Origin of the sequence: Candidatus Doolittlea endobia, from assembly GCF_900039485.1 — a bacterium.
Taxonomy (GTDB): Bacteria; Pseudomonadota; Gammaproteobacteria; order Enterobacterales; family Enterobacteriaceae; genus Doolittlea; species Doolittlea endobia.
Genome location: NZ_LN999833.1, coordinates 489,255 through 515,376, shown reverse-complemented (window position 1 = coordinate 515,376; position 26,122 = coordinate 489,255). Strand labels below are relative to the sequence as shown.

Below are 26,122 nucleotides of genomic sequence, written 5' to 3'. Positions count from 1 at the left end.
ACAGAATATATTTATAATTTTACTATTGTAAATATTTATAAAGAATCATCATTTGGGTATTGCAGAAAAGAAACTAGCTCTCTACTATTACTAGAATACTTTCTTTATAATGTTTGAGATTTAATCGATGAGCGAATCACTCAAGATCCTTAATAACATCCGTACTTTACGCACACAATCCAAGGAATGCACTTTAGAAATTCTTGAAGACATGCTGGAAAAACTAAAGGTTATTGTCGGTGAACGTCGTGAAGAAGATAATCAAGCTCGGGCTAAAATTGAGGAGCGTATGCGTAAATTACAGCAATATCGTGAAATGTTAATTATCGATGGGATCAACCCGAATGAGTTGCTGCAGTCGACAAGTTTTTCTAAATCCGATAGTAAAAAAAAACGTGCCGCTCGTCCGGCGAAATATCAGTACACCAATAAAAACGGCGACGTTAAAACTTGGACTGGTCAAGGCCGCACCCCTATTGTAATTAAAAAAGCGATTGATGAAGAAGGCAAAACACTTGAGGATTTTTTGCTGTAACCGCCTACTTACCTATAAGGTACGTCCGAAGTAAGTCTATTTGTTATCGCTTTGATCGCTCATTCCTACCTACGTTTGTGTTTCAAACCGCAATTAACCTTCCCAATTGGGGAAGCTGGTTTATTTAGTTATTTTGTGCCACCACGACGTCGACAAAGAAAGTGATTACTAACTTAAGCGTCCAGAGCTAGCAATTCCTCCAGCGGCCAACGCGGCCGTACTGTCACCGCCAAACTCGCCTGAGTCCCAACCTGTAGCCGCACCATGCCAACATAAGCGGTCATCGCACCGTTATCTGTACAAAACTCAGGACGGGCGTAAAATGCTTCTCCGCCACGTTGGCGGATCATTTCGTCCATACTCGTACGTAGCAATTGATTGGCGCTCACGCCTCCGGCCATCACCAACCTCTGGAATCCGGTTAGATCGAGCGCCCGCCGGCATTTTATCATGAGCGTTTCTACAACCGCTTCCTCAAATGCCCTCGCCACGTCAGCGCGCGTCTGGTAATTATTAGCATCGGTGTACACGACTGTGTTAGCAACAGAGGTTTTCAATCCAGAAAAGCTGAACTCCAGTCCAGGACAGTCGGTCATCGGTCGTGGAAATTTATAACGTCCCGGCACGCCTTGCTGTGCTAGACGTTCAAGCATCGGGCCACCAGGATAGCTGAGTCCAAGCAGCTTGGCTGTTTTATCAAAAGCTTCTCCGGCAGCATCATCGACAGACTCCCCCAACAATTGATATTCACCAATACCTGTCACAGCAATAAGCTGAGTATGACTACCAGAGACTAACAGTGCCACGAACGGGAATGCTGGTGGATTTGCTTCTAACATCGGTGCTAGCAAATGTCCCTCCATATGGTGAACACCAATAGCTGGTATGCCCCAGGCATAGGCTAACGCACGACCGATAGTAGCCCCAACCATTAATGCGCCTACCAGTCCGGGACCGGCAGTATAGGCTATCCCATGAATATCCGACGCCTGCAGGCCCGCTTCAGCTAGAGCTTCTTGAATAAGCGGCACGGTTTTACGGACATGATCACGGGACGCCAGCTCTGGCACTACGCCACCATAATCGGCGTGAAGTTTTACTTGGCTATAAAGTTGATTAGACAATAAACCTTGTTGTCGATCATAAATTGCCACGCCGGTTTCATCGCATGACGTCTCAATGCCTAAGACACGCATAATCTTTACTACCTTATTTAGATTTATTAATTTTCTATCTTTTGTTTTGAGATGCATGCAGCAAAGATTAAAGATTAATGTTATCTGCTCTCAGCCGATGCAGTCCATATAATAGTTATTTGGTATCATGAGCTCAATTGCTATTAAAGGTTATCTCGGAGAGACGCTCTACTAAATAGACACCAGATTGTAGTCGATATGACAATACATTGCACAAGTCTTGGATATTCGTTATAAATTACGTTGAAGCAAGTTGTCGATAGTATCGAATCTCATACTTTAATCAGTATCTACTGAAAATAAACGAAAAATGATCTTGCGTACGTAAGAAGGACAAAGCTCACTGGCTGTGTTATATTTAACATAACGTCAAGCGTCTTTCTCACGAAATTATTTACTTTTAGTCACGACTGCCTTAGTTGGGCAATAAGTATCCTGACACCTTTAATACCAGAATCATCAAGTATGTTATATCGATTTCGTAGGTAAAACTTTCAAAACTGATGTTGATACATATTTATCTTTCTAACAGCTATAAGAAACCAGGATTTGTTCTTTGCCAACAGCGATCAGAAAAGTCATGTCAGTACATGTGCTCACAAAATATCCTCTTGTAAAGAAATATCATCATTTTATATTTTATAGTAATCTTTTATAAAAAACATGGTTGTGCTGTTCTATTTGTTTGAATCAACTTTATCTTTAAGCTAATAATGATGTTATCGTCTTGTGACGACAATGCTTAGGTACACGCTAAAAATTATCACGGTCTTTAGGAAACGAAACAATGACTACGACTATCGAAAAAATTCAGCAACAGATTGCCGATAATCCAGTTCTTCTATACATGAAGGGTTCGCCAAAATTACCTGGATGCGGTTTTTCAGCTCAGGCAGTACAGGCGTTGTCTGCCTGTAGCGAACACTACACCTATGTGAATGTGCTGACACATTTGGATATCCGCGAGGAACTTCCGAAATTCGCCAACTGGCCGACCTTCCCACAATTGTGGGTAGATGGCACGCTCATCGGAGGATGCGATATCATTATCGAAATGCATAAATGTGGTGAACTGCGGCCACTTATTAAAGAAACTGCGGTAAAATATAGTTATCGATCCAGATTATAAAGTAATATTTATTGAATTTATCCTTCGGATGTTATCTTTTTGCATTTGTATTAAAACTAATGAAGTTTTCTGTAATGTTCATGTGCGACATCAAAAGCTCAATTTTTATTTTATGCTATCAAGGTGCTCAACTAGACATACATTAGATAATCGTCATTGTAATGAATAGTGCTAGAAATTAACTTCAATACTAAGTACTGATATGTGATTATCAACATCAAATAGACAATAACAATTGTCCTTTTTAAGTACATCATAGCAGTTACTATCAACAACTTGCGTTGTTATGCATCAAAAACTATTTATTGCTAAAGCGACATTGTAATATTTTATAAATACAGCCTATATATGTAGAGTTGCACTCCTTATATCAAAGGATAATTACATCGCACTCCTCTAGCTCCACTACAATGAGGTGAGATCACATTGATTTGATCATATGCCTTTTAAAAAACCAAAAACTCAGTAATTCTAAGTTACTGTTTTCCTGGTGGAGTTGCATGTGCATACCATATTTTGGTTTGCAGTTGACTCCTTTGGCAAGTCTGTAGAACTCTACAAGCCACTGTATTAAATGTTAAAAAATTTCTAAGTGGCATACTCTTCTGTATGCATCAATCTCAATCTTTTCATATCTGATTTGAAAGTAAGATTTTTAATAATCGATGCTTACACTTTGACTTAATCAAAGTAAAATCGACGGGATTCAAAATACTAAATAAATATTCTGTTATTCAGCACTATTCTCTTTATTTGTTCTACTAAAGAAGTAATGACTTCTTTCCATCAGTGACCATTTTAAATAATTCGCAAACCTTATAGCTTGCGCTGATATTTTATAAAATGTACGGCTACCTTGTTTCATTTGTTTCCAATTAATAAGAACAACCAATGCTTGTTTACGCGTGACAACGGCCCCCTAGATTTTTGAAATCACTTATCATGCTAATATGGGTTCTTGGCGAATTGTAATCGTAATTTAAATATACTCTTTTATTATTTTGATTTTGTGATAATGTCGCGGCATTATCTCGTTTACAGTCAGATGAAAATTATCAAAGGTCGATGTTGTGCCGGCAACCTTGAATCTTAAGGGTACCGGTGTAAGTCTTATCGGTAGTAACGATATTTTTATGGTAGATGTATTAAAAATGACACTAGATATGTAAATGAATATCTTTGGTTATATAGATAAAGAAAATTTTACCTCTAGCATTGTCAACAGCGCTGATTTCAGCGATATTGATGTTGTATTTCATGAAGCGCCTGTTCTTGCACGACTGAGTAGAACGGCAATTATATGATTGATAATAACTCCGCGGAAATTTACAGCGACAGAACGGCACATTTTAGGGCAGCTTTCACCTGAACAACCAAATTAACGCCGGGAAAAATCAGTAATTGTTTCTGGAAGAAAACATGTAACAACGTTACAGCAGTAAATCTATAGTTATGGAAAATACGAGATTTTCAACTTCGGCATTGGTCGGAGAGTTTATCCACCTAGGGTATCGAATAACATTGTTCGGCTCCGCTAAAGATCAAGTTGTCTGTAAAGCTGTTGTCACCGGACCGAAGGTGCGCACGTAGCCATTGTTATAATCTGCCGGACAGACTTCACTAATAACGGTTCTAAACTAATGCACGTGCCAACACGCTAGATCGTTCTCTTGTCCGCTACACGGACTGAGTAGTCTTGGGTCTTGCCCAGCGCTTTCCCATCAAGCGCGGGTGATTTATGTAATAAGTGATTACCAAAAATTCATAAATGTAACGACGAACAAGGCTATTCATCAGAGCCTGATCGCGATTTAACTTCTCGTATGTAACTATAGCTATTATTAGCTTCCCAATATTTCAATTAGTGAAGTATTGTGTTCGAGCTGATCGGTGTGACATGTACAATGCAAGAATCCGTTTTAACTAGGTTCTCGAAGAGAATCTTGCTCAAATCCCTACCTAACATCTGACAGTGCAGATGATCCGATAACGATTCTGCTTTTAGTGAAAAACTAGGCCGATCCGGCAACACACTAAGAACGCTATGACTTCAAATGCCAGCTAAAATGTGAGCGCTATGATGTGGTTATTAATGCACAAGGTTTGATGAGAAGTGCAGACTAAATTACCCGCGTTGCATACGGAAAGTACGTGTGCATTTGGTTTTACAGCTGGCGTTACGACCTGAACAAGAAGCAGCACGCTATCGAGCGCAATTTATACATTGAACTTGACGACAACTCGGCCTAAATAGTGTGGCGAAGCTGATGCTTGAACGTTGTATTGCGTGCTTTAAGCAATAATTACTTATGGAAACGCGCCGACAACTTGTTTACCATCGCCAGATGCTGCTGTTTTACTTGAATGACAGCGACTGCATTATAATTTAATGATTATTGAATTGTAACGTAAGATAAACTGATGGACAATGTTGCGCGTTGATATCATCAACGCTGTGATTTTCTGCAGAAGTATCAGAAACATATGCTTGCACGTCCGGCGTAAGATAATCTGAAACAATTGGCATATGAATAGTGTATCGAGAATTAGATGGTCAGCATCAGACTTATACCGTACCACAATTCCTTATTGCACAATGTAACGATGAGTGAGGCACATGGCTTAGCGGAGTAGGTTGCTAACATATAAATAGTATTGTCGCATATGGTTGAATCTACCCACTTCTGCGCGAACGTTGAGCAAAGCATGTTACATCTGCCGACGCTTATTTAGATATCCTGACTCTTGACATCAGGCTGATACAATGTGATAAGCTACCTTACGTTTCACTAAGCAAGTGTCTGCGAAATACACAGCGGTCGCCTCCGTATCTGACAGCCAACAACAAAAACAATGATGTAGCGATAATGTATAATGATCCATTATCTGGCCTGCCCCAAATTTAATCCAGTGCTCTTTTCTTTTGGCCTGGTTTCCTTGAACTTATACGGTCTGATGTATCTGGTGGGCTTTATATTTGCCATGTGGATGGCAGTACGGCGTACAAATCATCCCGGTAGTGGCTGGACTAAGCAAGAAGTCGAAAGCCTCCTTTATGCCAGTTTTTGGGGAGTTTTTTTCGGTGGACGTATCGGGTATGTCTTGTTTTATAACCTATCTCTATTTCTCGATAATCCCTTTTATCTATTTCGAGTCTGGAACGGTGGTATGTCATTCCACGGTGGTCTGATTGGTGTGATAGTGATAATGCTGTGGTTCTCTTACCGTACTCGCCGTCATTTTTTCCAAGTAGCTGATTTTGTTTCGCCAATGGTGCCATTCGGATTAGGAGCGGGTCGTTTAGGTAATTTTATTAACGGCGAACTGTGGGGGCGGGTGACCACAGTGCCATGGGCGATGCTATTTCCAGGCTCCATGAAAGAGGATATAGCACTGCTGACGAGTAATCAGAAGTGGCAAGTGCTATTTGAGCGCTACGGAATGTTACCCCGTCACCCATCTCAGCTCTACGAGTTGTTCCTTGAAGGAATAGTGCTATTTATTATTCTTAATCTGTTTATCCGTAAGCCGAGACCTATTGGCAGCGTCTCCGGTTTGTTTCTGATTTGCTACGGCGCATTTCGCGTTTTCGTTGAGTTTTTCCGCCAGCCAGATGCTCAATTAGGTTTATTTAGCGACATCATTAGCATGGGGCAGATTCTGTCGCTACCGATGATTCTGGCCGGTATAATTATCATGATCTGGGCTTACCGCTGTCGCTCCCAGCGACAGCCTCTTTGAGATATTATGCAACAGTATTTAGATTTAATGCGTAAAGTGCGTATACAAGGTACGCCAAAAGCAAACCGTACTGGTACTTGGACCCTATCAATATTTGGCCATCAGATGCGCTTTAATTTACGCCAGGGATTTCCATTGGTGACTACAAAACGCTGTCATTTGCGGCTAATCATCCATGAGTTACTGTGGTTTCTTAATGGCGACACTAATATTGCTTATTTGCAGAAGAATAACGTTTCCATTTGGGATAAATGGGCAGATGACAACGGCGACTTAGGGCCGGTATATGGACGCCAGTGGCGCGCTTGGAGCACTTGCGACGGCCGCCAAATAGATCAGTTAGAAGAAGTGGTTCGTCAAATTAAGCAAGACCCGGATTCTCGTCGCATCATAGTTTCTGCTTGGAACGTCGGCGAACTGGACAAGATGGCCTTACCCCCGTGTCATACATTGTTCCAATTTTATGTTGCCGATAGCACTTTGTCATGTCAAGTTTATCAGCGTTCGTGCGATATTTTTCTCGGACTGCCGTTTAATATAGCCAGCTATGCCTTGCTAGTACATATGCTGGCGCAGCAGTGTAATTTGCAAGTCGGCGATTTCGTCTGGACGGGCGGTGATACTCATCTTTACAGTAATCATTTGCAACAGGCGGACTTGCAACTAACACGTAATCCGTTGTCGTTGCCGAAACTGCAGATTAAGCGCTATCCAAAGACATTGTTCAATTACCGTTTCGAAGATTTTGAGCTTATAGGATATAATCCATATCCAGTGATCAAAGCGCCGATAGCCGTTTAAGTTGCTACGACGCGCTAGTGTGGAGTGCACCTAGCTCTGGCAATATTATTTTAACATGAAGGATGCATGATTATGTGCCATTGATCTTATCGTGTATCGTTTTGTTTCGAATAATCTTACGAATAAAATATTTGATATTGGTGTCATAAAAATATGCTGTTTTAAGTATTAATAATTTTATAGCATTTATGCATTTATTGCTTTAAAACATAAAAACTCGTTTACTAATGCGGTTGTAAGCAAAATCCTGCTTTAATATAAATAACATAGTATAGCGAGTCTAATTTCCAATATTCGTGCCATATACTTGCATCCAGAGTCATTATTAAAAGACATCTCAATAGCGAAAATAAAGCAAGAACGTTTTTTAAATACAGCTCGTAAATGTAGTATTAAGCTTACAATGTCAAAATGCTTGATTTCTGTTAGAAAAATCGAGCCTTTGTTGAATAGTAAAAACAATCAATAAGACGGCTTATTACTTTATTAATTTTTTTGCATTAATACCCGGAACGAGATTTGAACTCGTACAGCCAAAGGCCGAGGGATTTTAAATCCCTTGTGTCTACCGATTCCACCACCCGGGTGTCACAAAACCAAAACTGGAGGCGCGTCCCGGAGTTGAACCGAGGTGGACGGATTTGCAATCCGCTGCATTTCCACTCTGCCAACGCGCCTTATCTCATCACTTGTCTTCACGCTACAGCCGTTTTATTGAAAAATTCATTAATCAGCACCTTGCAACTCACTGATCATAAAATAATGTACTTATTCTGTATTTCGGAATGGACGCAATTATCGCCGTCTTGAACAACGATGGCAAGCTCTTCTTAGTATGATGTTTAGATGATTAAATCACAACTAACTTAATCTCGCATTTGCCTATTCCGGAAAATCCATCAGTTTTTGAAACTGCGCATCCAACTTTGAAATTCGTCGGTTGAAGACACGCTAAAACAGTCCCTCTCAGGAAGCGTCATCTTTACTCGTTACGAAGGATTGTGCTCACTATACTACCGTTGGTAACAACGGTATCACCATGGCTGTTATCATCAATGAAGCACAGGCAAAAAATGACGGATCTCAGATTATAGATAGCATCTGATTACATGTCACAGTCCTTCTCTACTCCCACCATTTATATACCAGCATGAAAAACATGCAATATAAAAATACTTAATACTATTAAGTGTATTAAATATAACTTTCTATATGACTAATGCATAGCTTATTTATAAGATATGTTTGGGCTCAAGCAGCTATATAGTAAGTCAAAAGATATTCAGCGAATAGAACGACATTACTTAAATTTACGTACCACATCAAAGGTTTCCTCGTAAGTTTATTTACTTTCAAAATCGAAACAATACATAATACAATCATTGAATGGTATCATTGTTAGTAAATCCGAGTCACAATTACTGACATTACTTTTATTTTTTAATGCTAACTTTGATCCAATACGTTTTGGGTTATAATTAGCGTTAAGATAATATTATACGTGCAATACTATTGTCATAGCGTAACGGAAACGCATGAATTGATTGGGACAGGGTTTACCAAAAACACGACAAGGACAAAATCGGAGGGCTAGAGAGGAAGGTTTGCAAAAGAAGAGATAGCGCGAAGGCGTACTCGGCAAAATAGTTGAGGTATAGTGAAAACGCTTACCTTAAGAACCAACTAGATAGAGTGTTCATACTCTCCACAAGAAACGTCGGCTACCTGGAACGAAATTCATCGGTAACTCTCCGATGAGAAGCGTGATTTCATCCTCTCTTTTATCGTACAAGGAGGAGTGCTAAATTTTCTAAAGCGTCTCGTGCATCCCGATGAACCATTAAAGAACATCAGGCCCATAGTTCGCCTGGAAAGGCTAACATTTTAATTAGCGCTTTTGTGAGTGTCAAATCAGTTTTCCTAGCTCAATAAAATCACCTGAATGTACTTGCATTACAGTAAGGTCATCGTATTTCGCGATGTGTTTATTTAAATGGTGCAGCGTGATGAAAAATATTATGATGACCAAATTTTAAATGCCGCCTAATTGTTCAAGTGTAAGCGAACAAAAAAGAATGTGAACTCCGATAAATTTTATCGGATACATCAAATAACAAGATTCAACGATCACTACCTATCGTTAACTTTCGGAATTAATCTTTAAGTTGCAAGATAGGAGTGAAGCTATTTTAGCTATTACATCTGCAAACGGTGTTTCGAGGCGCTTAAGCAAACATACAACCAAACTATATAAAGTACATTTAAGGAAATGACGTAAAAGTTGATCTTAAAGGACAATCTTATATCACATAAGCCCTCGCTATATAACTAATGTAACAACGGATCATTTAAATTTACGTACTCACAGCAAACGTTTTTATTGTAAAGCCATTGGTTTTTAAACCAGAATCGATGCATGACAAGATTAAGTTTGATACTATCGACAATCTACTTTTGTATAATAAATAAAATAACACGCAGCTTGTTAATGCAGCATTAAGTGTTCGATGCCAAATGACTATCAAACTCATCGGTTTAGATAATATCTATCTTTGCTATGTGCGTTTAAAAAATAGGGAAGATTGAAAATCAATAACACTGACTCTAACAGAAGTAATCTTATGTCACCAAGGTCCTTAGTCCGTTTCACCACTTTGTAAAATAAGATGCTTCTTTGAGCGGTCGATTACATTTAATCGTTTTATTCGCAAAATTTATTCTCATTAGAAAATAGTTTGTGTAATACTTGTCATGCTACATGGAAATTCATTCAATCTAGAGGATATTAATAATGAATCGTACTAAACTGGTAGTGAGCGCGATAATTCTGGGTTCCACTCTGCTGGCTGGTTGCTCTAGCAACGCTAAAATCGATCAGCTGTCCTCCGATGTTCAGACTCTGAACGCCAAAGTTGACCAGAGCAGCAACGACGTGAATGCTTTGCGTTCCGACCTACAGTCCGTTAAAGACGACGCAGCTCGTGCTAACCAACGTCTGGACAACCAAGCTACTTCTTACCGAAAGTAAGAGTGCCGGTCTCGAATTGGGAATGGCGCACAAAGTGCGCCATTTTTATTTGTTCAACGAAAGCTACTAACGCCTGATTTCCCTCTCTCATTCGTACGTTAGCAAACATTGAGCACGGTTACTGATGCATGGCAGCCAGAGCGCGAATTCTCCGGAGCATAGCTTCCAACCCTTGCGATCGAGAGGGTGTTAAGTGCTGGTTAAGAGCCAGCGCGTCGAAAAAGGGCCGTACATCACAGACAACAATTTTTTCTGGCGTTAGTCCTTGATAAAAGATAAATGCCATAGCGATAAGTCCTTTTGCAATAACCGCATCGCTGTCGCCGTATAGCTGGACGCTGCCATCAGCTTGAATCGACAAGACAATCCATACTTGGTTTTGACAGCCGGCTATTAAATTAGCCGGCGTACGCATCTCTGCTGAGAGCATCGGTAATTGCCCGCCTAATTCGATGATATATAAATACTTCTCTTCCCAATTACCACAGCGGGAGAAATTGTGCAGCAACTTATCTTTATCAGGAAGATCTGCCATCGTTATGTGCTCCTGTCGGCTATGATCCTAATAAACGCTGCACTTGCACAAGACCAGCCACTAGTCGGTCAATATCATCTCGATTAGTATACATCGCAAGTGATGCACGGCACATACTTGTTATTTGAAAATAGTCCATCAGTGGCATGGCGCAGTGGTGACCAGTGCGAATGGCGATGCCATATTGATCAAGGAGATTGCCAACATCATAAGCATGATGTTTCCCTAAATTGAAAGCGATAATGCCGATGCGATGGGCAGGTCCATACAGAATTAAGTCCGGCACCTGTTGCAACGCTTCGAGCGTATAGCGCATCAACTCGTGCTCGTAGGCTTGAATACTGTCTAGTCCCACTTGTTCAATATAATCAATTGCAGCGCCTAGCCCTATTATACTGGCGGTATTAGGCGATCCTGCTTCAAAACGCCAAGGCGCTTTGTTAAAGGTAGTGCCTTCGGTTAGACTGACAGATTGAATCATCGCACCACCGCCTTCCCAAGGCGGCATAATGTCCAGTAACGCTTTTCTAGCGTAGAGAACGCCAATACCTGTCTGACCATAGAGCTTATGACCTGAAAAAACATAAAAGTCGCAATCCAACGTTTGCACGTCCACTTTCTGATGCATGACGCCCTGCGCGCCGTCAACTAGCACCATAACATCGTTGGTTGTACGTACTTCAGAAATAAGTTTCGACAGCAGATTAGGGGTACCAAGAACATTGGATATCTGGGTGACGGCAAATAAACGCGTGCGATCATCAATTAACACCGGCAATTTGGCTATGTCGAGTGTGCCGTCGGGCAGCAGTGGAATATAACGCAGCGACAAGTGTTTCTTTTCAGCCAACATTTGCCAGGGCACAATATTAGCGTGATGTTCCATCTCGGTGATAAGAATATTATCGCCGGATTGAAGATACTGACAACCCCAGCTATTAGCTACTAGATTGATAGCCTCGGTAGCACCTTTAACAAATACAATTTCATCCGCCGAAGCAGCATGGATAAAACGCGCCACCTGTTGACGTACATTTTCCATGCGGGTCGTGGCTTCGTTACTTAAAGTATGAATACCGCGGTGCACAGCTGCGTATCCCTTACGATAATAGTCGCTTTCACAATCGATCACGACGTTAGGCTTCTGCGCACTCGCTGCACTGTCAAGATAGGTCAGCTGCTTATCGTTTATTTTCCGTGCCAACATGGGAAATTCAGACCGAATTCGTACAATTGGATAAGTCATGTCACCCCCTCATCTAAAGCATCGGTGATACGCGCCAGTACTATATTGCGTACCCCTTCGTGTCCGATCGTTTCTGTTACTTCCTCCGCGAAAGCGTAAATAATCATCTGCTGGGCATCTTTGTAAGTGATGCCACGTGAACGCAGATAAAACATCTGTTTTTCATCGATTTGCACCACAGTGGCGCTATGACTACACTTGACGTCATCGGCATAAATTTCCAGATGCGGTTTGGTGTTCACTTCCGTCAGACGATCTAGCAGAAGATTATTATTTGCCATCTGACTGTCAGTTTTAAGCGCATGCTTGGCTACTTTAATCAAGCCGTTGAACACGCCCTTACCACGATCGCGAGCAACTATTTTATGTAGTTGTCGACTTAAACAATGACCCTTATTATGCTCAAGATAGGTGCGGATATCACTGATGCCCTTCCCTGACGGCAACAGTAAACTGTTTATTGTAAGATTAGAACCCTCACCGTTCAGCTGTGCGCTAATTTGATGTTGGGTTAATTCTGCACCGAGAATAAACGTGCTACTTCGCACCGTCGCATCCCGGTCTATGATGATATCGTTATGGCTAAAGTGGTAGCTTGCGCAGCTTTCAAAAGCTAATTCAATTTGGGTCAGGTTCGCATTATCACCGACCGAAAAAGTGGTACGGGCACCACTGAAATGTTTCTGAGAATCAATACTAGTGAAATGTTCAATGATTTGTCCTTTCGCACAAGACTCGATATCAATATGATGACGGTAATACAATGTGTTTAAGGCTTCTTTATCCTCACTACCCTGACTGATATGTAGCAAATACAGCGGGCGCTTCGCCATCTTGCCAGCTGGAAGGCGAATGCGGGTGGTCTCCTGACTGAGGCTTTCAATTAAATGCAAAAACACCTCTGTCTGAATAGGTGCAGACAACGCGCGACGGGTAGCCCCTTCTTCTATCTTAATTTGCCACAACCCGGTATCGTTATCGCTTAACGCCGGTGCAAAACGGCCATTGATAAATACTAATCGGTAGGCATCCATAGTCAGACTGAGAGTATCGCGCACGGTAGAGGATACCGCACGGGTGGTGACATACGCAAAGCGATGTGCCAACAGTTTGTCAAGTGGAGTATATTTCCAGTATTCATTTTGACAGGTAGGCAGTCCTAGGCGTTCAACAGCTTGCCAATGGGCGTAAGCTTCGACGGAACGCGCTGTACTTTGACTGGCGAACAATTGGCGCCATTGACTCAGTGCACAGATGTTACTATTATTCGGTAAGCCAGCCATAACCTTTCTCCTCGAGCCGTTTCACTAGGGAAAAATCACTAGATTTCACAATGCGGCCCTGATATAACACATGAACGTGGTCTGGTTGAATATATTCCAGAATGCGTTGATAATGGGTGACGATAATAAAAGAACGTTTGCCGTCACGTAAAATATTTACGCTGTGGGCGATAATCTTTAGCGCATCGATATCTAGACCAGAGTCTGTCTCATCTAAAATACATAGATTCGGCTCCAGCGCTGCCATTTGCAGGATATCGTTACGTTTTTTCTCGCCGCCAGAAAATCCCACGTTTACTGACCGGGTCAGCAGATCGACCGGCATTTTCAATAATTTAATCTTGACGTTGATAAAATCAGTAAAATCAAAGCGGTCAAGCGTCGGTTGTTTGCGGTACTTGCGCACGGCATTGACTGCTGTCTGCAGGAAAAATTGGTTGCTGACGCCCGGAATTTCTACTGGATATTGGAATGCCATAAACACACCTTCGCCAGCGCGCTCTTCTGGATTCAGTGCCAGCAAATCGCGGCCTTTGAATATAACTTCTCCGGAGGAAACCTTACAATCTTCTCTCCCGGCAATCGTTGCAGATAAAGTACTCTTGCCGGAGCCGTTCGGCCCCATAATGGCATGGACTTCGCCAGGTTTCACTTCTAGATTCAGTCCTTTAAGGATAACGTTCTCTTCCACGCTGACGTTCAAATTTTTAATCGATAACATCTTTTGCCTTTACCCGACTTATTGAGCTGTCCGGGTAGTACGGACTTAGCCCACGCTGTGTTCAAGGTTGATCATCAGTAATTTTTGGGCTTCTACGGCAAATTCCAGCGGTAGCTCGGAGAAAACGTCTTTGCAAAAGCCGTTGACGATCATTGCGATTGCATTGTCTGCACTAATCCCGCGCTGTCTACAGTAGAATAGCTGATTTTCTCCAATGCGTGATGTTGTTGCCTCATGTTCTAATTGCGCGGTATTATTACGCACTTCCACATAAGGAAACGTATGTGCGCCGCATTCGCTGCCGATAAGCATGGAGTCACACTGTGTAAAATTACGTGCGTTGGTAGCGGTTGGTATAATTTTTACTAGCCCGCGATAGGTATTTTCACTCTGGCCAGCAGATATCCCTTTTGAGATAATAGTCGAGCGGGTATTTTTGCCAATATGAATCATTTTTGTGCCGGTATCCGCCTGCTGGCGACCGTTTGTCAGCGCGACCGAGAAAAATTCGCCAATCGAATTATCACCGCGCAAAATCACGCTCGGGTATTTCCAGGTAATAGCCGAGCCGGTTTCGGACTGCGTCCAGGACATTTTGGCATTTTCACCCGCGCACAGCGCGCGTTTAGTAACGAAATTGAGAATACCACTCTCTCTGCCGGCGAACCAATTTTGTACCGTAGAATACTTTACTTTGGCATCTTTCAGGACAATGACCTCTACCACTGCCGCGTGCAACTGATAACTGTCGCGCACAGGTGCTGAGCAACCTTCAATATAGCTGACATAGCTGCCTTCATCAGCAATTAAGATCGTTCGTTCAAATTGGCCAGTTTTGGCAGCGTTAATACGAAAATATGTCGACAATTCCATTGGGCAACGCACACCTTTCGGTACATAAACAAATGTCCCGTCAGAGGCGACAGCTGAGTTGAGTGCGGCAAAGAAATTATCATTAGCGGGTACTACGCTGCCTAAATACTGGCGTACTAATTCAGGGTGCGTATGGTTAGCTTCACCGAAAGAGCAGAATATAATGCCATGCTCCGCCAACTTATGGCGATAAGTAGTAGAAACCGATACAGAATCGAAAATCGCATCGACCGCGACCTCGTTATCTTCGCGTACTGGAACACCGAGTTGGTTGAACGTCTGCTCTACTTCATTGGTAAGGTAGTTTCTTGCCTCTTTTGTGCCGGATTGCTGCGTAGCGTTGGACTGCGAGTCGCATGTGTTGTCGCAGGAGCTGCATGATGGTGCCGAATAGTAACTGTAATCGTTATAGTCGAGTGGCTTATACTTGCCTTTTAGCCAATGTGGTTCGTCCATTTCTAACCAGGCGCGATAAGCATTGAGACGAAATTCCAGCATCCACTCTGGCTCATCGCGTTTTGCTGAGATAGTGCGCACTACGTCTTCGCTGATGCCGTGTGTCAGTTCTTCTGTGGCCAATTGGGTAAAGAAGCCTTCCTTGTAACGCTTATTTTTAACCCAAAATTGCGTCGTGTTAATTACCTCGGAGGTATCAGTCTTGCTTCGTCCCATAATGATGTATCACTCAAAGTCCAAAGCTTTCGCCGCACCCGCAGGCGTGCTTAGCTTTGGGATTGTTAAATTTAAACATGTGGTTTACCCCTTCTTGTACATAATTAAGTTCCGTGCCGTCAATAAACGGCATAGCTTTTATCGGCACATATAGCCTGGCGCCGTTATGTACGTAGACGCAGTCACCGTCATCAACATGTATAACCTTCTCCATCACATAAGTGATTCCGGCGCAGCCAGACTGTTTCACGCTCAAACGTAAACCTAGCATGGCAGGATCGTTCTTAATTAGGCGAAGAATCTGATGGGCAGCGGAATCGGTTATTGTTAAGCCTCGCCAGAGGTTCTTTTTCAGTGAGAGTGCCTCAACCTTATTATCTATTTGCATTAGGCTCATCTAATGATGTTACAAGCTGATATTCAGGAAATGTTCCGTCTTAAACGTTGTATTGTCTTTTCCTTTAACTCTTATGAGAGAACAGGCTTGTTTTGCAAGTAATGACTATGATTATCACCGGCAAGTGCTATGTAAAATAGCTATATTGCTTTTTTTCTGTGGCTATTCACTGCTAACATCTGAGTTTCTATACACATAAAAATTGTTTTCATAATATTAAAACTTTCTTCCCCGTGACTAAAGCGAATATTCATATGAATAAATAAGCGTGACTCAGATTTGTAGATTTTCTATACATATTTTTAAAAAATATATACGGTAAAATTTACCATAGCAATATCTTATTCATAAGCAATTAAGTACAAATATAACTATATATTACTTTAAATTTTATGTCATTTACAAAAAGAATACCGGTTAATTTGTCTTTAATTACCGTGAATCAAAACTAGAAACAACCAGATTCTTCTTTGCATGTATTGTCTGAGTGTGCGATGCAATCCGCATAGAAGACATCTATCGCATTATCAAAGATAAAATTTCTAACAGTAAACTATCTGCTCATTATTTTCAATTTGCGTCAAGGAATTCTTTACCGCATTGTCAAGAACTAAGCGCTACGCGGATAGCCTTCGGCCACCATCTGCAATATTTTCTAAATTCTGTTTTTGAGTATTCTTTACAGAAGTAAATTAAAAGGTACGCAATTTCTAATTATTCCGCGTAATCTGTGCGGATCATAATCTAATCTGTAGTATCAGATTATCAACGATGTGTTGCGCAAATGGGATCAACGTTACCAAGACCGTAGCGAGGTGCTGTTTCGCACAATACGAACCGCAGTGTATTCGCATCTGAGCGACACACAGTCGTTTGATTTTAAAGGCCTAACGCAGGATAACGTTATGGTGGCGGAGATCTTAGTTTTTACTGTCAACTCTTTCATACTCAGATAACAGGTTAGTTAAATCTGATATATGATAGCTGCTCGTCGCCGCGGGAAAACGATTAGATTTCCTTGAATTCACTGAATAGGCTTAGGCGACTCCGCTTACGCGGTAGCGTAGGACGCTAACGAGACTTCAGGTAAATAAACGCACTTATTATCCTATTAGCAGTAATAGATCTATCGGCAGTATTAATATGGTTATTTCAGATAGCACCAATTGGAATGCGAATTTGATAGTGGAGTAAGCCGAACTACATCATCGTATTTCCCTCCCGGATCTGATGCGTGAATGTACAAACATTGTGCACGCTGTTAATCTACAGAACCTGCTTACATAATTGAGGTTCGACATACTCAATATCTGTCTTTCAGGTGTAGTTCCCAATTATAGACCGCATCACTCGCGTGATTCATGTAACCAAGCCACCGTATTATTGGCTATTGACACAGATGGCGCATGTCAATAATCGGACAATTACAGGTATCATTTCGCATCACTTTACTACAGCACTGGCACGCTTTCTAGCGCCGCCTGCACCCGAAACAGAACCAGTGATACTATGTATTAACGCCTATAGCGCGTGACCTTGTTTAAATACTAGTTACCGATACGGGAGAAAGCAAAAGACCATTAAGAGATTGTACGGCACAATATACTGAGATGACGTTAAGAGCTGGTATCGAGTTCGGGAAAGGACTTAACCAAGTCATCAATCGCTTTCAGCTGGCGCAAGAGCGGCTCTAGCTTGGCAAGAGGCAAGGCCGAGGGACCATCACATTTGGCGTTCGCCGGATCTGGATGTGCCTCGATGAACAGGCCAGCAATGCCAACCGCCATAGCGGCGCGGGCCAATGCGCTCACCTGTGCTCGGCGCCCGCCGGAAACGGTGCTAAACGAATCGCGGGTTTGCAGAGCATGTGTTACATCGAAAATCACCGGACATCCTCCTGAAACCTGTTTCATTACATTAAAGCCGAGCATGTCAACGACTAGATTGTCATAGCCGAAATTGCTGCCACGATCGCATAAGATTACTTGATGATTGCCGGCTGCTCGGAACTTATCGACAATATTACCGACCTGCCCCGGACTGATAAACTGCGGCTTCTTTACGTTGATTACTGCGCCGGTACGAGCCATAGCTTCAACCAGATCGGTCTGGCGAGCAAGGAATGCTGGTAACTGAATGACATTCACTATGTCTGCCACGATGTGTGCCTGGCTAGCTTCATGCACGTCGGTTACTATTTTCACACCGAACTGTGCTTTCAGCTCGGCGAAGATCTTTAGCCCCTCCTCTAAACCCGGTCCACGATAGGAATGGAGGGAGGAGCGGTTGGCTTTATCAAACGATGCCTTGAACACGTAAGGAATGCTTAGTTTCTCCGTCACGCTGACATAATGTTCGCAAATGCGCATCGCTAAATCGCGCGACTCTAACACATTCATTCCTCCAAATAGCACGAAGGCTAAATGGTTCGCTACTTCGATTTTGTCAATATTAACTACAAAGTGTTTCATGTTTCACCTTTTAATTAAAATTATCCGGAAACTGTCGACAAACATTTGTCATTGATTAATGTAAATCAATCGACAGGCAACAGAAGTTAGATTTTTCGCCGCCAACAAAGGCTAGCAGCTCCTAGTAGTCTTTCATTTTACCCGTCAGCAAGAGCAGGTGATAAGCACTACAAAAAGTTATTGCATATTACAATTGGAAGTCGATCAGGTCGTCGCTATTAACTTCAGCGTCAATCTGACCTACTAAATAGGAACTGACCTCCACTTCTTGCGGCGCTACTTGTACATTATCCGATACCAGCCATGAGTTAATCCACGGAATAGAATTTGAAAAGGTTGAGAAAGGTAAATCCAAGCCTACCGCCTTCATACGGATATTAGTGATATATTCCACATATTGACACAAGAGATCTTTGTTCAAGCCGAGCATAGAGCCATCGCGGAATAAATAGTTGGCCCATTCTTTCTCCTGCTGCGCCGCCCGCATAAACAAATTATGGCTTTCCTGCTGACATTCTTGGGCGATCTCAGCCATTTCTGGATCATCATCGCCAGAATGCATCAAATTCAACATACTCTGAGTGCCGGTTAGATGCAGAGCTTCATCGCGGGCAATAAAGCGGATAATTTTAGCGTTACCTTCCATCAGCTCGCGCTCAGCGAAGGCAAAAGAACAAGCAAAGCTGACGTAGAAGCGGATTGCCTCCAACGCATTGACGCTCATTAGGCAAAGATAAAGTTTTTTCTTTAGCTCGTGCAAGTTCACTATCACCGTTTTACCGTTGACCTGGTGAGTACCTTCGCCAACCAAATGGTAATAGCTAGTCAACTCGATAAGTTCGTCGTAATAGCTGGAGATATCCGTAGCGCGTTTCAAGATTTCTTCATTAGTAACGATATCGTTGAACACCAGTGACGGATTATTGACAATATTACGGATGATATGAGTGTAGGAACGCGAATGTATGGTTTCGGAAAATGCCCAAGTTTCCACCCAGGTTTCTAGTTCCGGTATCGAGATCAGTGGCAATAGCGCGACATTAGGGCTTCGGCCCTGTATGGAATCTAGCAGCGTTTGATACTTAAGGTTGCTGATAAAGATATGTTTTTCGTGTTCAGGAAGTGCCTGGTAGTCAATAAGATCACGCGACACATCGACTTCTTCCGGACGCCAGAAAAATGATAATTGTTTCTCAATCAGCTTTTCAAATATACCGTATTTTTGCTGATCAAAACGCGCAATGTTAACCGACTGGCCAAAAAACATTGGCTCCAGAAGTTGATTATTTTTAACTTGTGAAAAGGTAGTATAGGCCATGGTAGCTCCCGTTACACGCGGACGGCATCGTTACCACCGCGTCCATATTCAAATCTTGCAGGCGCCGCTTTCGCAATCGTCTTGCTGCAACTGTAGGTCTTCCTGCGCGTCTTCTGCGCCGTCGCGAGTGTTCTGGTAATACAAGGTTTTTACCCCGAATTTGTACGCGGTAAGTAAATCTTTTAACAATTGTTTCATTGGGACTTTACCGGCAGGGAAACAGGAGGGGTCGTAATTTGTGTTGGCGGAAATAGCTTGATCGACGAACTTCTGCATTACACCCACTAAATGCAGATAGCCGTCGTTGCTAGGCATTTCCCACAGCAGCTCATAGGCTTTCTGTAACGGGATAGAATCCGGCACCACTTGGCGTAAGATACCATCTTTAGATGCTTTGATACTTACTAGACCGCGTGGCGGTTCAATGCCGTTGGTGGCATTAGAAATCTGCGAAGACGTTTCTGAAGGCATTAGAGCCGACAGAGTAGAGTTACGCAAACCATATTGCTTGATATCTACACGCAGCTCTTCCCAATTGTAATGCAAGGGTTCACTAACGATGCTGTCGAGAGCTTTTTTGTAGGTATCGACAGGCAAAATGCCTTTTGCATAAGTGGTCTCATTAAACCACAGGCAGGCACCGCGCTCACGGGCCAAATTATTCGACGCCTTCAACAGATAATATTGCATAGCTTCAAACGTGCGATGCGTCAGATTGTTGGCGCTGCCGTCAGAGTAGCGTACACCATGTTTGGCCAGATAGTACGCGAAGTTGATTACGCCAACTCCGAGCGTACGGCGGCCGATAGCGCCGCGTTTAGCGGCTGGGATTGGGTAATCTTGATAGTCGAGTAATGCATCAAGAGCGCGTACTACAAGCGTAGCCAGTTCGTCCAGGTCGTCAAGCTTATCAATAATTCCAAGATTAAAAGCCGACAGGGTACATAGGGCAATTTCGCCGCTATCGTCGTTGATGTCTTCTAATGGCTTGGTCGGCAAGGCGATTTCCAAGCATAGGTTAGACTGCCGAATCGGCGCTACTGCAACATCGAATGGGCTGTGGGTATTGCAATGATCGACGTTTTGTACATAGATGCGACCGGTGGAAGTGCGCTCTTGCATCATTAGTGAGAAGATCTCAACCGCCTTGATGCGACGTTGGCGGATGCTGCTGTCCTGCTCATACAGGGTATATAGCCGATCGAATTCGTCTTGATCGGCAAAGAAGGCGTCATACAGCCCTGGCACGTCGGAAGGGCTGAACAGGGTTATCTCCTTGCCATTGACCAGACGCTGATACATCAGTTTATTAATCTGCACGCCATAATCCATATGTCGTACCCGGTTAGCTTCTACGCCACGGTTGTTTTTCAACACTAGCAGGCTTTCGACTTCCAGATGCCACATAGGGTAGAACAACGTGGCTGCACCGCCGCGTACGCCACCTTGAGAACAAGACTTGACTGCGGTCTGGAAATGTTTATAGAACGGAATGCAGCCGGTATGAAAAGCCTCGCCATTACGAATCGGACTGCCTAGTGCACGAATGCGGCCAGCATTGATGCCTATTCCGGCGCGTTGGGACACATATTTCACAATCGCGCTAGAAGTGGCATTAATAGAAGCGAGGCTGTCGCCACATTCGATCAACACGCAGGAACTGAACTGACGAGTTGGAGTGCGTACGCCAGACATAATAGGCGTAGGCAGGGATATTTTAAATGTCGAAACGGCATTATAAAATCGTTTGATGTAATCTAGACAGGTCGTACGCGGATAACTGGAGAATAAGCAGGCCGAGATCAGCATATATAAAAATTGAGCACTTTCATAGATTTCTCCGGTCACCCTATTTTGGGCCAGATATTTTCCTTCTAGCTGTTTGACGGCAGCGTAAGAAAAATTCATATCGCGCTGATGATCGATAAATTCGTCCATTTGTTCGAATTCTTCAACGCTGTAGTCTGTCAACAAATGTTTATTATATTTGCCCATGGCAACCAGCCGCGACACATGATCGTAGAGTTTTGGCGGCTCAAACTGTCCATAGGCTTTTTTACGCAAACGAAATACGGCTAGCCGAGCGGCGAGATATTGGTAGTCTGGCGCTTCACGTGAAATTAAATCCGCTGCGGCTTTGATGATAGTTTCATGAATATCGGCGGTTTTGATGCCATCGTAGAATTGAATATGGGAACGTGATTCTACTTGTTCAACGGAAACGTTTTTCAAACCCTCAGCCGCCCAGTCGATAACCTGGTGGACCTTATTAAGGTTCATGATTTCTTTACGTCCATTGCGCTTTGTAACGAACAGACTCTGGTTCATGTAGCAATATACCTGTCTAAGTGACCCGCAACTACCCCGCACTGACGCGTAAGCAAAACAGTGCCTTGCTAAATGGCAATCACTTTATATATAGGGTCTTTTGTTAGTTTGGGAACAAGATAGTGACAAAACCCGTACAATGCAAGTGAGCAACTAGCTTAGTTTTGCGGATAACATTGTGAATAAACTATCACCAAACAGTGCAGTCACTCACCATTGTCAATTTGCAAGAATGAAAATTACTGACAGTAACCACGATCGTTGCCAGAGGAGACGGAATTGCTGAATTTGTTAATAAGGGCAAATAAACAAATAGTTTTGGTAGGAAAGAATCACTGCGGCCATATCAAGCGACAGAGCTAAGAATCAGATATTACCGACAGGGCAATCAAAACGGCGATCATTGCAGCATATTTTTCATTAATTATTTCAGGCGACGTGACGCCTTTCGTCTGCGTCGCGTGTTGCACACATATCATGGACATCAACGTTGCAAAATATCCATTGATCAGCCGAGTATACGCGCAACTTGATCGTTCGACAGTCTGTTTTCCGGAAACGATGTCGCGCTTGTAAAGCGCTTGCCACGATATAAAATAATTCCACCGTGCCTTTTAACGTGATGGTGCCATTTTGCAAAAAAGATGGTATTCTTTAATATTTTCAAGTCAGGGTAAAAGCTTCATTAGCAGAAGGATAGCGGCTCCATGAGCGACCTTGCCAAAGAAATTATACCGGTCAATATTGAAGAAGAGTTACAACGTTCTTATCTGGATTATGCTATGTCTGTTATTGTTGGACGTGCGTTGCCGGATGTGCGTGACGGGCTTAAGCCCGTGCACCGTCGTATTCTGTTCGCAATGAAAGTACTCGGTAATGACTGGAATAAACCTTATAAAAAATCGGCGCGCGTTGTCGGTGACGTCATCGGTAAATATCACCCCCACGGGGATAGCGCTGTTTACGATACTATCGTGCGTATGGCACAATCTTTCTCGTTGCGTTACATGCTACTAGATGGTCAGGGTAATTTCGGCTCCGTTGACGGTGACCCTGCCGCGGCGATGCGTTATACCGAAGTGCGTATGGCCAAACTCGCCCACGAGTTACTGGCAGATCTAGAAAAAGAAACCGTCGATTACGTGTCGAACTATGACGGTACTGAACAAATCCCCGATGTCATGCCTACTAGGATCCCAAATCTGTTAGTCAACGGTTCTTCAGGTATTGCAGTGGGAATGGCTACCAATATATCTCCCCACAACCTTTCAGAAGTTATTGATGGCTGTTTGGCTTATATCAACGATGAGAACATCAGCGTCGAAGGCCTAATGAAATACATTCCTGGGCCAGACTTCCCGACCGCCGCCATTATTAATGGCCGACGCGGCATAGAAGAAGCCTACCGCACCGGACGCGGGAAAATTCATATTCGTGCACGCGCCGAAGTAGAAATGGATACAAAGTCTGGCAGGGAAACAATTATTGTGCATGAGATTCCTTATCAGGTAAATAAGGCCCGTTTAATTGAGACAATTGCTTCCCTAGTAAAAACAAAGCGCATCGAAGGCGTCAGTACTCTGCGCGATGAATCCGATAAGGACGGCATGCGGATTGTCATTGAAATCAAACAAGACGCAGCAGGAGAGATGGTACTCAACAATCTTTACTCTATGACCCCGCTACAGGTATCGTTTGGTATTAATATGGTGGCGTTGCATCAAGGGCAGCCGAAGATCCTGTCGCTGAAAGATATTTTATCTGCTTTTGTGCAACACCGCCGTGAAGTGGTAACCCGACGCACAATTTTTGAATTACGCAATGCCCGCGAGCGCGCGCATATTTTGGAAGCACTCGCGGTGGCGCTATCAAATATTGACTCGATCATTGCGCTGATTCGCCAGGCGTCAACGCCAGCGGAAGCGAAAGCCGCCATAGTTGGCCGTTTATGGGCGCTAGGCGCTGTCTCTACTATGCTGGAGCGTGTTGGAAACAACGTGGCGCGTCCAGAATGGTTAGAACCGCAGTACGGTATTCGCGATGGGCGATATTACTTGACCGCGCAGCAAGCTCAAGCGATTTTGGATTTGCGCCTACAAAAACTAACTGGGTTAGAGCACGAAAAATTGCTAGATGAATATAAAGAGCTGTTGACAAAAATAGCTGAGCTTACCTGTATCCTGCAGAACCCTAACCGTTTAATGGAAGTGATCTGCGAAGAACTGGCGGTCATCAAAGATCAGTATCACGATCCGCGTCGCACTGAGATTGCCGACAATACGGCGGACATCAATACTGAAAACCTGATCAATCAAGAAGATGTTATTGTTACTCTGTCCCATCAAGGTTACGTGAAATATCAGCCGCTGACAGCCTATGAGGCGCAGCGCCGCGGAGGTAAAGGGAAATTGGCGGCCAGCATCAAGAATGAGGACTTTATCGACCGCCTGCTAGTGACGAATACACACGACACTATCTTACTTTTCTCCAGCTTAGGACGGATGTACTGGATGAAGGTTTATCAATTACCAGAAGCTGGCCGCGGAGTTCGTGGGAGGCCGATAGTCAATTTGTTGCCGCTAGATCTTAACGAACGTATCACCGCTATTTTACCGGTGCGTAAGTATGAACAAGGACGCTATGTTTTTATGGCAACTGCTAACGGCACAGTGAAAAAAACGTCACTGATTGAATTCAGTCGTCCTCGAAGTGCTGGTATCATTGCCCTCAATCTTAACGATGGAGATGAGCTGATTGGTGTGGATTTAACCGATAGTAACAACGAGATCATGTTATTCTCCGCTTACGGTAAGGTAGTACGCTTCCCGGAAAGTCAGGTGCGTAATATGGGACGGACCGCGATCGGTGTACGCGGTATCAATCTAGCTGATGGCGATCGGCTGGTATCTCTTATCGTGCCACGTGGCGAGGGGCAAATATTAACAGTGACACAGTATGGCTACGGCAAACGTACTTCGCAGGCAGCATATCCGACTAAATCCCGTGCTACCCACGGGGTTATCTCTATTAAGGTGAGTGAACGCAACGGTACAGTAGTCGGCGCGGTACAGGTGGATAATTGCGATCAGATCATGATGATAACGGATGCCGGTACACTGGTGCGCACTAGGGTCTCTGAGGTAAGCATCGTAAGTCGTAATACCCATGGCGTAACACTTATTCGTACCGCACAAAACGAACACGTAGTGGGTCTACAACGTGTAGTCGAACCGGTTGATGATGATTTAAATCCGGTGGAAAATTGTAACGCGTCAGTGAATGATAGTCTCGCAGAGACTGATGAGACTAATAATGCGGATAATAGCGTCGAGGATAGTGATATCGATACATAATGCATCGCGTCGGCGGGCGAGTAACGCGGTAATTTAAAAGCTGTCGCGGTTGCATTTTATTGCATGCTGATTTTCTTTTAATATCTTTTAAAGTGTGATGCGCGATGAAATCGAGGCCGCTAGTATGTTCTTCGTTTTAGAGAAGCGCGTTTCTTGTTACGACTAAGCGTTTCACGTCGCGTGCTAACAACCTATATAAACTCTTCGCTAAATTTATATCTAATGGAAGTAAGAGTATTTCGTTCTATCCAGTGCTTTAAATATAATTATCAGCCTAGAATTAGATTTGCCGAGTCACTGTCCTTTTATACAACTTTATACAACTGATGCAGATAATATATGATTGTATACCGATATCATAAGTCACAACCTCACGGAAAGCGTTTCTTTTCTATTTGTTTTGCCTAAAAAAAGAAAAACCAATGTCCGTTTTGATTCGGACGACGTTGGTTCGAGATTTGACGCTGTGACGAACATTCCCGTCAGTTTCTTATG

17 protein-coding genes and 2 tRNA genes are annotated in these 26,122 nt (G+C 43.1%); 7 read left to right on the top strand and 12 right to left on the bottom strand.

The genetic code is table 11. From position 1 onward, the window contains the following. Positions 1 to 127: 127 nt before the first annotated feature. Positions 128 to 535 (top strand): histone-like nucleoid-structuring protein H-NS, encoded by a 408-nt coding sequence (gene hns / locus A4A68_RS01870; RefSeq protein ID WP_067565942.1) that lies wholly within the window; start codon positions 128 to 130, stop codon positions 533 to 535. A gap of 173 nt (positions 536 to 708) precedes the next feature. Here hns and tsaD read toward each other — a convergent pair whose 3' ends face one another. Further along, positions 709 to 1,731: a tRNA (adenosine(37)-N6)-threonylcarbamoyltransferase complex transferase subunit TsaD gene (gene tsaD / locus A4A68_RS01865; protein WP_067565939.1), complete on the bottom strand. Its 1,023-nt coding sequence runs from the start codon at positions 1,729 to 1,731 to the stop codon at positions 709 to 711. A 787-nt stretch (positions 1,732 to 2,518) separates the two neighbouring features. Between tsaD and grxD the strand changes: the two genes are divergently transcribed. The 3 genes from grxD to thyA all read left to right on the top strand — a co-directional run bounded on the left by grxD (position 2,519) and on the right by thyA (position 7,402). Next, positions 2,519 to 2,860 (top strand): Grx4 family monothiol glutaredoxin, encoded by a 342-nt coding sequence (gene grxD / locus A4A68_RS01860; RefSeq protein ID WP_067565936.1) that lies wholly within the window; start codon positions 2,519 to 2,521, stop codon positions 2,858 to 2,860. Between the two features lie 2,874 nt (positions 2,861 to 5,734). After that, positions 5,735 to 6,601, top strand: a complete 867-nt coding sequence (gene lgt, locus A4A68_RS01855) for a prolipoprotein diacylglyceryl transferase (RefSeq protein WP_067565934.1) — start codon at positions 5,735 to 5,737, stop codon at positions 6,599 to 6,601. 6 nt (positions 6,602 to 6,607) lie between these two features. After that, positions 6,608 to 7,402 carry a thymidylate synthase gene (thyA, locus tag A4A68_RS01850; RefSeq protein WP_067565931.1) on the top strand — a complete coding sequence of 265 codons (795 nt, stop codon included), beginning with the start codon at positions 6,608 to 6,610 and terminating at the stop codon, positions 7,400 to 7,402. Positions 7,403 to 7,906: 504 nt separating this feature from the next. Here the strand turns inward: thyA and A4A68_RS01845 are convergent. Both A4A68_RS01845 and A4A68_RS01840 read right to left on the bottom strand, forming a co-directional pair. Further along, a tRNA-Leu gene (locus A4A68_RS01845) sits at positions 7,907 to 7,989 on the bottom strand. Between the two features lie 16 nt (positions 7,990 to 8,005). Next, positions 8,006 to 8,079, bottom strand: a tRNA-Cys gene (locus tag A4A68_RS01840). 2,114 nt (positions 8,080 to 10,193) lie between these two features. Here A4A68_RS01840 and A4A68_RS01835 point away from each other — a divergent pair. Next, a complete protein-coding gene (locus A4A68_RS01835) occupies positions 10,194 to 10,430 on the top strand; it encodes a major outer membrane lipoprotein (RefSeq protein WP_067565928.1) in 237 nt (78 codons plus the stop codon). Between the two features lie 118 nt (positions 10,431 to 10,548). On the opposite strand, the gene sufE is transcribed toward A4A68_RS01835, so the two are convergent. The 6 genes from sufE to sufA are packed head-to-tail and all read right to left on the bottom strand — an operon-like array spanning position 10,549 to position 16,148. Next, on the bottom strand, positions 10,549 to 10,965 hold the full coding sequence (sufE, locus tag A4A68_RS01830) for a cysteine desulfuration protein SufE (protein ID WP_067565925.1): 417 nt from the start codon (positions 10,963 to 10,965) through the stop codon (positions 10,549 to 10,551). Between the two features lie 19 nt (positions 10,966 to 10,984). Further along, a complete protein-coding gene (gene sufS, locus A4A68_RS01825) occupies positions 10,985 to 12,211 on the bottom strand; it encodes a cysteine desulfurase SufS (protein ID WP_067565922.1) in 1,227 nt (408 codons plus the stop codon). Then, entirely contained in the window at positions 12,208 to 13,494 is a 1,287-nt protein-coding gene (sufD, locus tag A4A68_RS01820; RefSeq protein ID WP_067565919.1) for a Fe-S cluster assembly protein SufD, read from the bottom strand. The genes sufS and sufD overlap by 4 nt, the downstream gene beginning before the upstream one ends. Next, positions 13,475 to 14,215 carry a Fe-S cluster assembly ATPase SufC gene (gene sufC, locus A4A68_RS01815; protein ID WP_067565915.1) on the bottom strand — a complete coding sequence of 247 codons (741 nt, stop codon included), beginning with the start codon at positions 14,213 to 14,215 and terminating at the stop codon, positions 13,475 to 13,477. The genes sufD and sufC overlap by 20 nt, the downstream gene beginning before the upstream one ends. Before the next feature lie 45 nt (positions 14,216 to 14,260). After that, positions 14,261 to 15,760 carry a Fe-S cluster assembly protein SufB gene (sufB, locus tag A4A68_RS01810; protein ID WP_067565913.1) on the bottom strand — a complete coding sequence of 500 codons (1,500 nt, stop codon included), beginning with the start codon at positions 15,758 to 15,760 and terminating at the stop codon, positions 14,261 to 14,263. Positions 15,761 to 15,773: 13 nt separating this feature from the next. After that, positions 15,774 to 16,148, bottom strand: a complete 375-nt coding sequence (sufA, locus tag A4A68_RS01805) for a Fe-S cluster assembly scaffold SufA (RefSeq protein WP_067566551.1) — start codon at positions 16,146 to 16,148, stop codon at positions 15,774 to 15,776. 785 nt (positions 16,149 to 16,933) lie between these two features. On the opposite strand from sufA, the gene A4A68_RS03700 reads away from it, so the two are divergent. Further along, positions 16,934 to 17,113 carry a hypothetical protein gene (locus A4A68_RS03700; protein WP_231938050.1) on the top strand — a complete coding sequence of 60 codons (180 nt, stop codon included), beginning with the start codon at positions 16,934 to 16,936 and terminating at the stop codon, positions 17,111 to 17,113. 660 nt (positions 17,114 to 17,773) lie between these two features. Here the strand turns inward: A4A68_RS03700 and kdsA are convergent. The 3 genes from kdsA to nrdA form a co-directional block, all read right to left on the bottom strand. Next, positions 17,774 to 18,628, bottom strand: a complete 855-nt coding sequence (gene kdsA, locus A4A68_RS01795; RefSeq protein ID WP_067565907.1) for a 3-deoxy-8-phosphooctulonate synthase — start codon at positions 18,626 to 18,628, stop codon at positions 17,774 to 17,776. A gap of 187 nt (positions 18,629 to 18,815) precedes the next feature. Then, the gene (gene nrdB, locus A4A68_RS01790) at positions 18,816 to 19,946 is read right to left on the bottom strand and encodes a class Ia ribonucleoside-diphosphate reductase subunit beta (RefSeq protein WP_067565904.1); all 1,131 of its coding nucleotides are present in this window, start codon (positions 19,944 to 19,946) and stop codon (positions 18,816 to 18,818) included. A 48-nt stretch (positions 19,947 to 19,994) separates the two neighbouring features. Further along, positions 19,995 to 22,274, bottom strand: coding sequence for a class 1a ribonucleoside-diphosphate reductase subunit alpha (gene nrdA, locus A4A68_RS01785; protein WP_067565899.1), 2,280 nt, complete (start codon positions 22,272 to 22,274; stop codon positions 19,995 to 19,997). A 707-nt stretch (positions 22,275 to 22,981) separates the two neighbouring features. Between nrdA and gyrA the strand changes: the two genes are divergently transcribed. Beyond that, positions 22,982 to 25,627 (top strand): DNA topoisomerase (ATP-hydrolyzing) subunit A, encoded by a 2,646-nt coding sequence (gyrA, locus tag A4A68_RS01780; protein WP_067565896.1) that lies wholly within the window; start codon positions 22,982 to 22,984, stop codon positions 25,625 to 25,627. Positions 25,628 to 26,122 lie beyond the last annotated feature (495 nt).

Excerpts from the sequence above, each read along its gene's own strand:
- sufA (WP_067566551.1), bottom strand. The coding sequence starts at position 16,148 with ATGCAAATAGATAATAAGGTTGAGGCACTCTCACTGAAAAAGAACCTC.
- sufD (WP_067565919.1), bottom strand. The coding sequence starts at position 13,494 with ATGGCTGGCTTACCGAATAATAGTAACATCTGTGCACTGAGTCAATGG.
- tsaD (WP_067565939.1), bottom strand. The coding sequence starts at position 1,731 with ATGCGTGTCTTAGGCATTGAGACGTCATGCGATGAAACCGGCGTGGCA.
- thyA (WP_067565931.1), top strand. The coding sequence starts at position 6,608 with ATGCAACAGTATTTAGATTTAATGCGTAAAGTGCGTATACAAGGTACG.
- nrdB (WP_067565904.1), bottom strand. The coding sequence starts at position 19,946 with ATGGCCTATACTACCTTTTCACAAGTTAAAAATAATCAACTTCTGGAG.
- kdsA (WP_067565907.1), bottom strand. The coding sequence starts at position 18,628 with ATGAAACACTTTGTAGTTAATATTGACAAAATCGAAGTAGCGAACCAT.
- lgt (WP_067565934.1), top strand. The coding sequence starts at position 5,735 with ATGATCCATTATCTGGCCTGCCCCAAATTTAATCCAGTGCTCTTTTCT.
- sufS (WP_067565922.1), bottom strand. The coding sequence starts at position 12,211 with ATGACTTATCCAATTGTACGAATTCGGTCTGAATTTCCCATGTTGGCA.
- grxD (WP_067565936.1), top strand. The coding sequence starts at position 2,519 with ATGACTACGACTATCGAAAAAATTCAGCAACAGATTGCCGATAATCCA.
- A4A68_RS01835 (WP_067565928.1), top strand. The coding sequence starts at position 10,194 with ATGAATCGTACTAAACTGGTAGTGAGCGCGATAATTCTGGGTTCCACT.
- sufC (WP_067565915.1), bottom strand. The coding sequence starts at position 14,215 with ATGTTATCGATTAAAAATTTGAACGTCAGCGTGGAAGAGAACGTTATC.
- gyrA (WP_067565896.1), top strand. The coding sequence starts at position 22,982 with ATGAGCGACCTTGCCAAAGAAATTATACCGGTCAATATTGAAGAAGAG.
- hns (WP_067565942.1), top strand. The coding sequence starts at position 128 with ATGAGCGAATCACTCAAGATCCTTAATAACATCCGTACTTTACGCACA.
- sufE (WP_067565925.1), bottom strand. The coding sequence starts at position 10,965 with ATGGCAGATCTTCCTGATAAAGATAAGTTGCTGCACAATTTCTCCCGC.
- sufB (WP_067565913.1), bottom strand. The coding sequence starts at position 15,760 with ATGGGACGAAGCAAGACTGATACCTCCGAGGTAATTAACACGACGCAA.
- nrdA (WP_067565899.1), bottom strand. The coding sequence starts at position 22,274 with ATGAACCAGAGTCTGTTCGTTACAAAGCGCAATGGACGTAAAGAAATC.